Genomic DNA, 12,605 nt, shown 5'->3' with positions numbered 1-12,605 from the left:
TATACAATTAGGACGATCGTGAAAAACCGACAATTCATCAAACCGCTAGCAGCAATTATCTTAGCAATAATTTGCCTTTTGCCGCTTAATGCCTGTGCAGCAGAAGCAAGTAAAACCGCCAACAGCGACTCCATTTATCAGCAGCGAACTGTCCACAATCCCGACGGGATTGGCAAATTTTACATGGGTAGAGAAATTGCCCAAGTCATGGGATATCAAGGCGCTAGTTGGTTAGAAAGACCGTCTCGCGGCATGGAAGAAAAATCAGCTCGATTAGTCAACAATCTCGATTTAAAACCAACCGATATTGTAGCAGACATTGGAGCGGGAACGGGATATTTTAGCTTTCGCATCGCTCCCTTAGTTCCAGAAGGAAAGGTTTTAGCAGTTGACGTGCAGCCGGAAATGATTAATTTTATTAAATTGAATAAACAAGAAAAAAATATTGCTAACGTTGAGCCAGTTTTGGGCACTATCGACAATCCCAATTTGCCTGAAAACAGCGTGGATTTAGTTGTGATGGTCGATGCTTATCACGAATTTGCATATCCCAGAGAAATGATGCAAGGAATTGTGAAAGCACTCAAACCGAGAGGCCGCACGGTATCGATCGAGTATCGCGGCGAAAACCCGCTGATTCCCATTAAAGGTTTGCACAAAATGACGCAGAAGCAGGTGAAAAAAGAAATGGCAGCCGTCGGTTTAGTATGGAAAGAGACAAAAGATATGTTGCCGCAGCAGCATTTGATGGTGTTTGAGAAAAAATCTCAAATTTAGCAGCCAAACAGAGCGATCATATAGCATTTTTAATCATTTTTGTCAATGTACAAAAGACGTATTTTTAGGCTCGCGATCGGTCAGTCAAAAATACTAAGCCTTAAGTAACCCTTAAGAGAGACATTTTACTAAAAATACCATTTACAATTAAAAATTGATAACCCAGAGGCGCTTCCTTCATTTTTCAAGCGAAGAAGTGTCGCTATTAAGAAGTACCAGCGTGAACATTCCAAGTTCCATCCTCACCATGCTCGCCGGCATCGGAGTGACTCTGATCAGTCTCTGGTACGGGCAGAATCACGGTTTACTGCCGATCGCCGCCTCTGATGAAGCATCCCAGATAGACGGACTCTTCAATACAATGATGACCATTTCCACTGGACTATTTATCATGGTCCAAGGAATTCTCATCTTTGCTGCAATTAAATATCGCCGCCGTCCAGGAGACAACACAGACGGGCCGCCCTGGCATGACAACTTTCCCTTAGAAATTCTTTGGACAGCCGTGCCCGCGGTGATTATTTTAGGAATCGGAGTCTACAGTTTTGAGATTTACAACTCAATGGGAGGCCTCGATCCGATGGGCAATCACGACCACGGAACCATGCAAGCGCACTCTAAAATGCGGGGAAGTGCGATCGCAGCCACACTCTCAGATACACCCCAAAACGCCCCTCAAATTCCGTCTAGAAAACTCGTTGCTTTAGGCGTAGGCGCTTCCCCAGAAAATGAAGACAAACCAGCAGACTTAGTTGTAAATGTCACAGGTTTGCAGTACGCCTGGATTTTTAGCTATCCAGAAAGCGGCGTTAGTTCTGGCGAACTGCATATGCCAGTAAACCGCGACGTACAGCTAAATATCTCAGCTCAAGACGTGCTGCACGCATTTTGGCTGCCAGAATTTCGCCTCAAACAAGATGCAATTCCTGGGCGGCCGAGCGAACTGAGATTTACACCAACTAAAACCGGCGAATACCGGGTTGTTTGTGCTGAATTGTGCGGCGCTTACCACGGAGCAATGAAAGCTGTAGCAGTCGTTCACACGCCAGAAGAATTCGACGGTTGGCTGCAAAGCCAGCAAGTTGCTAGCAGTCAAAACTTAGAGCAAGCAGTTGCAGTCAATCCTGGGGAATTGTCAGACGGTGAATTTTTAGCTCCCTACGTCAGGGAAATAAAAATTAATTCCGAAACCCTAGAACAACTTCACCCAACTCATCACTAAAAATAGTCATTAGTTCCTGGCACTGAATCTTTGATCCTGAGCTAATAACTAATGACTAATAACTAATGACTAATAACTATGACACAAGCACAGTTCCAAGAAAGTGCCAACACTGAGGCTCGCGGAACAGCGCCCGCCGATAGACATTGGCGCGACTACTTCACTTTTAATACCGACCACAAAGTCATCGGTATTCAATACCTAGTCACAACATTTATTTTCTATCTAATCGGCGGCGTGATGGCCACTTTGGTGCGAACAGAACTCGCCACCCCCGACGCCGATTTTGTCACCCCCGAACTCTACAACAGTTTATTTACTGTTCACGCCACGGTGATGATCTTTCTGTGGATCGTACCCGCCGGAGCCGGATTTGCTAACTTTTTGATCCCTTTAATGATTGGGGCAAAAGACATGGCATTTCCCAGGCTGAATGCGATCGCCTTTTGGCTGATTCCCGTAGGCGGCGTGTTGCTGTTGAGCAGTTTTTTGGTGGGAGCTCCACAGGCGGGTTGGACTTCCTATCCACCTTTGAGCTTAGTTACTGCTCAAGCAGGCGAAGAAATTTGGATTCTCAGCGTCTTAATACTAGGAACTTCTTCGATTTTGGGGGCGGTGAATTTTGCCGTTACCATCTTTACCATGCGGGTTCCGAGCATGGGTCTCAATGATATGCCTTTGTTTTGCTGGGCGATGATTGCGACTTCAGCGCTGACTTTGATTGCTACTCCAGTGTTAGCCGCAGCTTTGATTTTGCTGTCGTTTGACTTGTTAGCGGGGACGGCATTTTTTAACCCGACCGGCAACGGCGATCCCATCGTCTACCAGCATTTATTCTGGTTTTATTCGCACCCGGCAGTTTACATTATGATTATGCCCTTTTTCGGGGTGATTTCAGAAGTTTTGCCGGTGCATTCGCGCAAGCCAATTTTTGGTTATTTGGCGATCGCATATTCCAGTCTCGCGATCAGCTTTTTGGGCTTGATCGTGTGGGCCCACCATATGTTTACCAGCGGCACTCCCGGCTGGCTGCGGATGTTTTTTATGATCACGACTATGATCATCGCCGTACCAACTGGGATTAAAATATTTAGCTGGTTGGCAACTATTTGGGGAGGCAAACTCCGGCTTGTCAGCGCCATGCTATTTGGGATGGGTTTTATCTCAACATTTGTCCTCGGCGGTATCACCGGGATTATGGTAGCTTCCGTACCTTTCGACATTCACGTTCACGACACTTATTTTGTCGTCGCTCACCTACACTACGTGCTGTTTGGCGGCTCAGTGTTTGGCATTTACGCTGCTTTTTACCACTGGTTCCCCAAAATGACGGGGCGGATGATTAATGAATTTTGGGGTAGAGTTCACTTTGTTTTAACCTATGTTGGCTTTACGGTAACTTTCTTGCCGATGCACGCTTTGGGGATGCAAGGAATGCCTCGGCGGGTGGCAATGTACGACCCGAAATTTACCACAATTAATGTCATTTGTACTGTCGGTGCTTATATGCTGGCAGTGTCTACAATCCCGTTTATCATTAATGTGATTTGGAGCTGGAGGTACGGCCCGAAAGCAGGTGACAATCCTTGGCAAGCTTTGAGTTTGGAATGGATGACGACTTCGCCGCCGCCTATCGAAAATTTTGAAGGAGTTCCCGTATTAGCAACGGGGCCTTACGATTACGGCATGGAAAAAATTCAGCATACTGGGGAACGTCTCAGGCTCAAGCTGAGGGAAAATGCCACCCGCAACGCCCAGAAAACAGGTATTCCTATTGCGGAGGCTCAAGCTTCAACTTTCTTTGGCGGTACTGCCACTTTGGTCGCTCCTGAATCAGAGATAAATGTTGATTCTCCCGCTGATGAAAGTCAAGATGGCGAATAGTTATTAGTCATCAGTCATCAGTCCTTGTTGACTGTTGACTGTTGACTGTTGACTGTTAACTAATGCCAACTGACAACTGACAACTGACAACTGCCAACTGCCAACTGCCCACTGACAACTGACTTCTTCATTACCAATTTCTTATGCAAATTCCAGCGATCGATCCGGCAAAAACAGCCCTGAATTACCACCACGAGGCTGAGGTAGAAGCACACGGTGTCGAGCATCCCGACCACCGAATGTTAGGTGTAATTGTGTTCTTGTGCGCTGAAGGCATGATATTTTTCGGTATGTTTGCCGCGTATTTGATTTATCGGGCGATGGCCCCCGCGTGGCCTCCTGAAGGTACGCCCGATCGCGAGTTATTGCTGCCGGGAATCAATACGGTAATTCTGATTGCTAGCAGTTTTGTGATTCACAATGCGGATACTGCAATCAAAAAAAATGATGCCGCAGGAATGCGTAATTGGCTGCTCGTAACTATTGCTATGGGCGCAGTTTTCTTGTTCGGTCAGGTTTACGAATACGCTCATTTAGAGTTTGGCTTGACGACGAATTTGTATGCCAGTTGCTTTTACGTTTTGACTGCTTTTCACGGCTTGCACGTTACGTTGGGAGTGCTGCTGATGGTAGCGGTGGTGTGGCGATCGCGCGCGCAAGGTCACTATTCTAGCGAGCACCACTTCGGAATCGAAGCGACTGAGATTTACTGGCACTTTGTGGATGTGATTTGGATTGTTTTGTTTCTGTTACTGTATATTTTGTGATCCCAGAGGCTTTTCAACCTCTGCCACAAGAGATTTGTATGACCCCCAACAGGGGGTTTTTTTATTGTTTGGAGAGTGCGCTTGAGCTTCATTCACATGAATCAAAGCCGATCGCGCTAAACTATAGTCATTTCAAATAAAAAAGAGACACTATTGAGCGCAGTAGGCACAGATGAGTTCATCTAAAGATGTGCCAGGAGGAGCATACATTCTGGCTCGCTTTAAGGCACTAAAATCGTGTTCAATATCGTTCAGGTCGGGAGAATATTTTGGGAGAAAAAGAACTTGATGCTCCGTTTCCTCTACCAGTTCTCGAATGGCTGTTTTTCGATGAATCGGTGCATTATCCATGATTAATATAGATGGCTTGGTAAGAGAGGGTAATAAATATAAAGATAACCACCCTTCAAAACCTTCTGCATTGAGGCTGCCCGTAAAAACCATTGGGGCAATTAAGTCCTTTTCTCCTTTCCTTCTTCCGGCTACTAGATTTTCTCTTTTCCCCCGTTTTCCTGACTTTTCACCCCAGATTTTTTTGCCTTTTTTTGACCAGCCTAATGCACAATCTTGAAACTCTTCAAATCCTGACTCATCAATAAAAACCAGACTTTGACTTCCCGATACTTTAATTAATTCTCGGAGATATCTGTAGTATTTCATTCTTTCTTCTCGGTTTCTCTCCTGGTAACGAAGTTCTTTTTTTTTCGAGTAATTTTCATTTCTTTAAGAGCATAAGATATGGCGCTGGGTCTGACCCCAAACTTCTTGGCTCGGTCGATTAATCTGGCATCTGGATTCTCTTTTACATCGTTTTCTAAGGCTTTCCAATCTAGCTTTCTCTTACGTCTTTTTACCTTGGTGGCCAATACGGTCTGTCCGACCCAGCCACCGATATATCGTTGCCCTTCCTACCTGAAAAAGTCCGGTTGCTTGAGCGATACGACCACCATTTTCTACATAATCCACTACTCTTTTTCTCAAATCAATACTGTAAGACATTTTCCTACCGGGTTGACTATTCTTATTAATTTTACCTCATTTTTAAATAGTCTCATACTTATTTGAAATGACTATAAAAGTAGCAATTCTCCTATCCAGCAGCATTGAGAAAATTATGCAGTGCGAATTGTGCGATCGACAAATGGAAGCATTAACCGCCCATCACCTCATCCCCAAACAAAACACCAAGCGGAAAAACGAAGATCCAAGCCCGACAATCGATATTTGCTCAGCCTGTCACCGCCAGATTCACTCTCTATTTGACAACAAACACCTCGCCCAAGAGCTCAACACCCTGGAAAAGCTCAAAAATGACCCTGAACTCCAGAAATTTGTCTCTTGGATTAAGAAACAAAAAACCGACAAACGCATTCAAGTACGCGGCAAAAAAGCTTGATCGCATAGCCAGAACTCAGATATATAGTCCTAGACGCAGTTACTGTCTGCAGCCCGGTTTCTTCATTAATTTTTCGTTCCCTAACCCAAAATTTTACATAGAAACCCGGTTTGTTTGCGTAAATCCTAGTATAGTGATTTACTTATTTGTAACAAGCTGCAACAATTATCATGAACCTTACCTCCCTCGAACTCGCAAAAGACCGAGCGCGCATCTTCAAAAACTACCTCCAAATGCAAATAGATGCCCAAGCTAACATAAACAAACTCGCTTTTTTAGACCGGGGCATTGAAAAATCCCCTTACCAACAAGAAATTAAAAACTATCCAGATTATCTCAAACAGAAACCCGACGGCTTAAAAGTAATTAGCTCTATTCCCGGCCCCAATAATCCCCTCAAACTTACTGCCTTTCCCAGCCTGGGAGAACTACCTCAAATTAACTCTCAAGCTTTAAATTTTCTCCACGAAGACATCAAAGAAGCCTGCGTTTGCATTGGTACTTTTGTAGACGGGAAAATTCAGGCGCAGTGGCTGGGAAAAAACGCACTTACTAATGCTGAGCAGTGGAGTGCTACTAAAATTATCCCACTCCTTAATATCGTCAGTCAAGTAAATAGTATATATCCCGACTGCGACATTGACAACTGCGTTGTGAGAGATGGCAACGGGCTAAAAGAGGATTTTTACTTTTACGATGTAGCAAAAGACATGATTAGCTATGCCTCAAATATAGCAAGTTCAAACTCCTTAGCTGCGATGTTCAAACGCTTCGATACTCGCATAGGACTAGAGCAATGGCTAAAGAACGCTACTGGCAATAATGAGCTAATTTTTCGCGGCGATTACGGCGAAAATCCTTATCACAACAACCCAAAAATTTTTGATCTCAGCAAAAAACAAGTGCTGCTAACTGCCGCGCCAAACAGCATCAAACAAAATAATTCCGTATCTGCTTATGACTTGACCAGGCTGATTTCAATGTTAGGATGGCACTTCCATATCGAACAGCGATCGCGCATGAAAGGATCTCAGTGGAACAGCTTAGAAAGCATTGTCCGAGCAATGGGACATGACAGCGCTCGATATGTGGACGTAGCAATTAAAACTTTGGGGATGGATAGCCTTATCACTTCTCCAGTAATTATCTCAAAATTAGGTTACGGACTGAGCGCGATCAGGGGAACCCTAGAAACAGTTTATGTGGCTTTAGTGCGGTTTGTTGACGAGCGGCCGAAGGCGGCGGGAAAGCCGGCAAAACTCAGAACTTTAGCCATGACTTTGCGGGCAGAAAAACCTGTAGGCAGTTCCAGCAGTGTCGATCGCCTGGCGATCGAACTCGACGCGAGATTTGGCGCCGAAGTCACGGAAATTCTCCGCCGGTTGTTTGCGGAAGAATTTTAAAGGCGGGCGATCGACTAATTAGAAAGTCGGTGAAACTTACGGTAAAGCATCCTCTCTACCGGCTTTCCTCCCCGCAAATGTTGCTCAGTTATTGTCGCAACTTCTTCAGGGCAAACGCCATTGTACCAAACCTCTTCTGGCAGCGCCAACACCATCGGGCCGTTGCCACACTGTCCCAAACAACTGCTAGCAACAACTTCAACTTCTGAAGGCGACAATTTCTGAAAAGCTGCCAGTACCTTTGCTGAATTTTGCTTGCGACAAGTGCGGTTTTGGCAAACAAGAACTTGCCTAGAAGATTCTTTAATTTTCATATTTTTTACTTGACACTGGGCTACATATATGCTATTTTTTTATCATGGGAATAGGTGCGGCCATATATGCCCAAATTTTATATATGCCCAGATTTTAAAGTGCGCCGCAGCGCACCCTACGGTTAATCTGGTGACAAACCTTTGGAAGCCAACCATTGTCGATCGAACAAACGGGACTGATACCGAGCCCCGCCGTCGCAGAGTACCGTAACAATCGTATGTCCAGGCCCCATTTGCTTCGCTAAAGCCACCGCCGCGGCGACATTAATCCCCACAGAACCGCCCATAAACAGCCCTTCTTTCCTCAGCAGTTGGTAAATCACCCGGACAGCTTCAGTATCGTGAATTTGGATGGCGTCATCTACCGGGGCATTCTCCATATTTGCAGTGACGCGGGTGGTGCCAATTCCCTCCGTAATCGAACTACCTTCAGTCTTAATTTCCCCAGTTTTGAAATAACTGTAAAGCCCGCTGCCCATCGGGTCTGCCAAGACAATTCTAACAGCAGGATTTTTTTCTTTTAAAAACATTCCTACGCCCGCAAAAGTGCCGCCAGTACCAGTAGCTGTTACCCAAGCATCAATTTTACCGTTTGTTTGTTCCCAAATTTCCGGGCCAGTTGTCTCGTAATGAGCTCGGCGATTGGCTAAATTGTCAAACTGATTTGCCCAGACTGCATTCTCCATTTCTGCTGCCAATCTTCCCGACAATTTTACATAATTATTTGGGTCTTTGTAAGGAACAGCGGGAACAGTCCGAACTTCAGCGCCCAAGGTTTTCAAAGCATCGATTTTTTCTTGAGATTGGTTATCGGGAATCACAATCAAACATTTGTAACCTTTAGCGTTGCAAATGTGGGCTAAACCGATGCCAGTATTGCCCGCAGTGCCTTCAACAACAGTGCCGCCCGGTTTCAGCAAGCCTTTTTCTTCTGCATCTTTGATGATGTATAAAGCAGCCCGGTCTTTTACAGAACCGCCGGGATTGAGAAACTCTGCTTTACCGAGAATTTCGCAGCCAGTTTCATCGCTGAAGCTGTTTAAGCGAATTAGTGGCGTGTTGCCGATTGTGCCTACAAAGCCGTTTTTAATATCCATATTTTTTGCCTGTTTGCATCCTATTATTAATTTTTACAATAAGTTGATATTATTGCTACCACTTTTACCAAATCTTGGTCATATTGAGTATAAATCCCGGCAAAACGGGGTCGCCGCTAACTGTCGCCGGATTCTCCAAACATTCCTCTGGCAAACCGGGACGGTAAATATAAACTCTGCGATTTTTGCGGTCTATAAGCCAGCCTAACTGCACTCCTGGTTCTCTGATGTATTCTGCCATCTTTGCTTGCAGTGGCTCTAAGTCCTCAAAATCTGGTCTGAGTTCAGCTACAAAGTCAGGGCAAATTGGTGCAAATTTTTCTTGCTGTGCTTTTGATAAAGCATTCCACCTTTCCAGTTTAATCCAGGAAGCATCAGGCGATCGCACGGAGCCGATCGATAAAATAAATCCTGTACAAGAAGCAAAAGCAATGCCAGTTGCGTCTCCCTTTGTCCAAATTCCCAATTCTCCAGTTAAGATAGCATTGCGGTTGCTGCTGATTCCCCCAACGAGAGTCAATAATAGTATTTCTCCCTGCTGGCTGCGTTCAATTCGCAAGTTGCGATTTAATTGACAGAAATCGAAAAACTGGCGGTCTGTCATTTGCAATTTTGGTGGCATTCGCAATACGATCGGAGATGACAGCATTTTGCCTTTCCTGAAATCTAAATTCTCAAACAAGATTGCATAATTTCTCTGTTTGTAGTGAGGACTTCAGTCCTCAAAAATGAGGATTAAAGAATGAAGTCCTTACTACAAACAGGGTGGTAAATTAAACCTATTTATTGGGCTGAGGAGTCATCCGCAAATAAGGCTTAATCGGCGTATAACCTTTAGGAAATTTCTCTTCCAACTCTTTCGGGTCGGTAATCGAAGGTACGATTACGCAATCGTCGCCGTCTTTCCAATCAACCGGAGTCGCAACGCTGTATTTGTCGGTAAGTTGCAAGGAATCAATTACTCGCAAAATTTCATTAAAATTCCGACCAGTGCTCGCGGGATAAGTAATGCTCAAACGCAATTTCTTTTCCGGGTCAATAACAAAAACTGTGCGGATTGTTAAGTTGTTCAGAGAGTTAGGATGGATCATGTCGTAAATGTCGGAGACTTTACGATCGCCATCTGCTAAAATCGGATAATTGAGGGTGACATTTTGAGTTTCCTCAATATCTTTAATCCAGCCCATGTGAGAATCCACATCATCGACGCTGAGGGCAATGGTTTTGACCCCCCGCTTTTCAAATTCAGACTTTAGACGGGCCACTGCACCAAGTTCTGTGGTGCACACTGGAGTATAGTCTTTCGGGTGGGAAAACAAGACGACCCAGCTATCCCCAGCCCAGTCGTAGAAATTGATTTCCCCTTCAGACGAAGCTTGAGTAAAGTTGGGAACTGTATCGCCTAATCGCAGAGTCATAACTGATTTCCTCTAATTTTATTTAAGGACTGTTCCTTATCATGCCATAATTGCCCGGTTTCTCGATCGAGCTGTAAAGGATTCTAAACTTTTTGGTCGATCGCTCGGCAATTCCACTACTGTAATGTATGTGTGGCTTATAACGCTGAATTTTCTTGCTATGCTTTACTTTTTGCTTAAGGCAATACAGCCTGTTTTAGTCCCGCTGTGTTTTGTCTCCGCTTGGGGCTTAGTTATTTTGCTCTGTTTGAGTGTCGGGCGTACAGTCACCGACTCCCTGCGTCGAGCTCAGCGGATGCACCAAATCCCTTGTGCTAACTGCGTATTTTTCACCCGCGACTACCACCTCAAGTGTCCCGTTCAGCCTACAATAGCTTTATCTGAAGATGCGATCGACTGTCCTGATTATCGATCGCAATCGGGAATTTACGGTTAAAAAATCCGGCCGCCGCTTTACATATTTCTTAACATCTCTCGCTCTTTCCATTAAACTTAAGTTTTGGTAAAGAGATTTTCAGGAGTGTGGAAAGAATGCTAATTCAAAAGCTAAATGCCTGCGACGAGTTTATTGCTGGCGACGGTACTCAACTGCGAGAATTACTGCATCCAGACAAACAAGCTGTGGATTTGCGTTACAGTTTAGCCCACGCCACTTTGCCACCGGGACAAACTTCTGCGCTGCACTCCCTGACAACTTCTGAAGTTTACTACATCCTCTGCCGCGTTGGAGAAATGCACATCGACGACGAAAATCAATTCGTGGAAGCCGGAGATGCAGTTTACATTCCCCCAAACGCCAAGCAGTTTATTTACAACTGTGGCACGGAGCCGCTAATATTTATTTGTATCGTCGATCCCGCGTGGCGGAAGGAAGACGAGACAATTTTCCAATAATTTTCTAGTTTTTCTCCTTTTATGCTCGTTACCCGGCTCTGCCCGGTAACGCATATCTAGAGGCTCTGCCTCTACTGCAAAAAACATCACAAACCGAAAATCTATTTTAACAACAACAGCACCCAGCCATATGTACCGAGTGATTTCCTCTTTTTTCAACTTCGATGCGGAGTTGCAATAATCCTCGGATTCAGTTGCATTGCTCCCCTCTAATTAGTTGAGGAAGTATCAGCTTTGTTGGTGGGTGCTGCTATTGATTTTTGATGAGACAGATGTGAGATTAGACAGCGTTTTACTCCTTAGATTCTATTGTGAACTTCGCTGCGGTATCTAGATGTGGTATCTGTCAGAGAAGCTTTTTGTTCGCTTCATATTATTAATTTAGCACCTTCTTTTAGAAGCGCAAGTACCTGCAACTAAACTTTACATTTTTAGAAGTAACTGCGGATAATTATGAAGTTAAATTAAGCATTGAGCTTTCTAGCTGCTCAGCTAAAATAGTAGAGTTCGGCTGTGCTTGCTGCTGCGAGAAACGGCATAATATTTGTATGAAAACAACCAAACTCATCAAACTGTGCGCCTTATCGCTGAGTATATTTCTGCTGTGCAGCAGTATAGTGACAGCGCAAACGACGGCGAACCCTCAACCTGGGCAGACTTACACTAACCAAGAGATTCTGCAACAGTTGGTGAAGGCAAAAGTCGTGTATCTGGGAGAAACCCACGATAGCGTAGAGGACCACCAAGCTCAACTAAAGATTATCCGAGAAATGCAGCGGCAAAATCGGAAAATTGCGATCGCGATGGAAATGTTTCAGCGTCCCTTTCAAAGCGCGATCGACAACTACTTAGCAGGTAAACTGACTGAAGAGCAATTAGTCGAGCAAACAGAGTACGATCGCAGATGGCGCTTTCCCTGGGAATCTTACGCCCCCATTTTGCGGTTTGCCAAAGAAAATCAACTACCCGTCCTCGCCTTAAATACACCCTCCGAAGTAACGAGAAAAGTTGCCAGTCAAGGTTTAGAAAGCCTCACAGCCGAGGAAAAAAAGCACATTCCCCCAATATCGGAAATTCGCACCGACAACGCCGAATATCGGCAACTGCTGCTAGAAGTTTACCAGCAACACCAAAAGGCTGAACAGGGAAATAGTACGGCTTTTGAAAGATTCTTGCAAGCCCAAGTTTTGTGGGACGAAACTATGGCGGAAAAAATAGCTGAATTTGTCAAAGCAAACCCCGACTATCAAGTTGTGGTGTTGGCGGGGAAAGGACACATTATTGACGGTTACGGCATTCCCAGTCGCGTCGAGAGGCGTTTGGGAGTTGGGAATGTAAAAATGCGATCGGTTTTACTCAATTCCAGTGACAATCCTGTTTTGTCGGCAGATAGACCCATTGCTGACTTTGTTTGGAATCATTGATTTGATATG

At 44.8% G+C, this 12,605-nt stretch carries 13 protein-coding genes and 1 pseudogene; 9 read left to right on the top strand and 5 right to left on the bottom strand.

Annotated features, from left to right (window positions below):
• Positions 1-15: 15 nt before the first annotated feature.
• The 4 genes from QT996_RS15065 to QT996_RS15050 all read left to right on the top strand — a co-directional run bounded on the left by QT996_RS15065 (position 16) and on the right by QT996_RS15050 (position 4,650).
• Positions 16-777: a class I SAM-dependent methyltransferase gene (locus QT996_RS15065; protein ID WP_333047481.1), complete on the top strand. Its 762-nt coding sequence runs from the start codon at positions 16-18 to the stop codon at positions 775-777.
• 220 nt (positions 778-997) lie between these two features.
• Positions 998-1,999 (top strand): cytochrome c oxidase subunit II, encoded by a 1,002-nt coding sequence (locus QT996_RS15060; RefSeq protein ID WP_333047451.1) that lies wholly within the window; start codon positions 998-1,000, stop codon positions 1,997-1,999.
• A 78-nt stretch (positions 2,000-2,077) separates the two neighbouring features.
• Positions 2,078-3,883: a cytochrome c oxidase subunit I gene (ctaD, locus tag QT996_RS15055; RefSeq protein WP_333047450.1), complete on the top strand. Its 1,806-nt coding sequence runs from the start codon at positions 2,078-2,080 to the stop codon at positions 3,881-3,883.
• A gap of 143 nt (positions 3,884-4,026) precedes the next feature.
• Positions 4,027-4,650 (top strand): heme-copper oxidase subunit III, encoded by a 624-nt coding sequence (locus tag QT996_RS15050; RefSeq protein ID WP_333047449.1) that lies wholly within the window; start codon positions 4,027-4,029, stop codon positions 4,648-4,650.
• Positions 4,651-4,800: 150 nt separating this feature from the next.
• Here QT996_RS15050 and QT996_RS15045 read toward each other — a convergent pair.
• Positions 4,801-5,649, bottom strand: a pseudogene (locus tag QT996_RS15045) (IS630 family transposase).
• A 67-nt stretch (positions 5,650-5,716) separates the two neighbouring features.
• Between QT996_RS15045 and QT996_RS15040 the strand changes: the two are divergent.
• Together QT996_RS15040 and QT996_RS15035 are read left to right on the top strand one after the other, a co-directional pair.
• The gene (locus tag QT996_RS15040; protein WP_333047448.1) at positions 5,717-6,046 is read left to right on the top strand and encodes an HNH endonuclease; all 330 of its coding nucleotides are present in this window, start codon (positions 5,717-5,719) and stop codon (positions 6,044-6,046) included.
• Positions 6,047-6,216: 170 nt separating this feature from the next.
• Positions 6,217-7,449: a hypothetical protein gene (locus tag QT996_RS15035; RefSeq protein WP_333047446.1), complete on the top strand. Its 1,233-nt coding sequence runs from the start codon at positions 6,217-6,219 to the stop codon at positions 7,447-7,449.
• A gap of 14 nt (positions 7,450-7,463) precedes the next feature.
• Here QT996_RS15035 and QT996_RS15030 read toward each other — a convergent pair whose 3' ends face one another.
• The 4 genes from QT996_RS15030 to QT996_RS15015 form a co-directional block, all read right to left on the bottom strand.
• Entirely contained in the window at positions 7,464-7,763 is a 300-nt protein-coding gene (locus QT996_RS15030) for a (2Fe-2S) ferredoxin domain-containing protein (protein ID WP_333047444.1), read from the bottom strand.
• A gap of 122 nt (positions 7,764-7,885) precedes the next feature.
• Positions 7,886-8,860: a cysteine synthase A gene (locus QT996_RS15025; RefSeq protein ID WP_333047442.1), complete on the bottom strand. Its 975-nt coding sequence runs from the start codon at positions 8,858-8,860 to the stop codon at positions 7,886-7,888.
• 64 nt (positions 8,861-8,924) lie between these two features.
• Entirely contained in the window at positions 8,925-9,509 is a 585-nt protein-coding gene (locus tag QT996_RS15020) for a Uma2 family endonuclease (RefSeq protein WP_333047441.1), read from the bottom strand.
• A 130-nt stretch (positions 9,510-9,639) separates the two neighbouring features.
• Complete coding sequence (locus tag QT996_RS15015) at positions 9,640-10,278, bottom strand: peroxiredoxin (protein WP_006632618.1); 639 nt, start codon at positions 10,276-10,278, stop codon at positions 9,640-9,642.
• A gap of 160 nt (positions 10,279-10,438) precedes the next feature.
• On the opposite strand from QT996_RS15015, the gene QT996_RS15010 reads away from it, so the two are divergent.
• From QT996_RS15010 to QT996_RS15000, 3 genes are all read left to right on the top strand, one after another.
• Complete coding sequence (locus QT996_RS15010) at positions 10,439-10,714, top strand: hypothetical protein (RefSeq protein ID WP_333047440.1); 276 nt, start codon at positions 10,439-10,441, stop codon at positions 10,712-10,714.
• Between the two features lie 95 nt (positions 10,715-10,809).
• Positions 10,810-11,172, top strand: coding sequence for a cupin domain-containing protein (locus QT996_RS15005; RefSeq protein ID WP_333047439.1), 363 nt, complete (start codon positions 10,810-10,812; stop codon positions 11,170-11,172).
• A gap of 548 nt (positions 11,173-11,720) precedes the next feature.
• Positions 11,721-12,596, top strand: coding sequence for a ChaN family lipoprotein (locus QT996_RS15000; RefSeq protein ID WP_333047438.1), 876 nt, complete (start codon positions 11,721-11,723; stop codon positions 12,594-12,596).
• The last annotated feature ends 9 nt before the right edge of the window (positions 12,597-12,605 follow it).

This window comes from Microcoleus sp. S13C4 (assembly GCF_036700865.1).
Classification (GTDB): domain Bacteria; phylum Cyanobacteriota; class Cyanobacteriia; order Cyanobacteriales; family Microcoleaceae; genus Microcoleus.
This window is presented reverse-complemented; position numbering and strand designations above follow the sequence as displayed.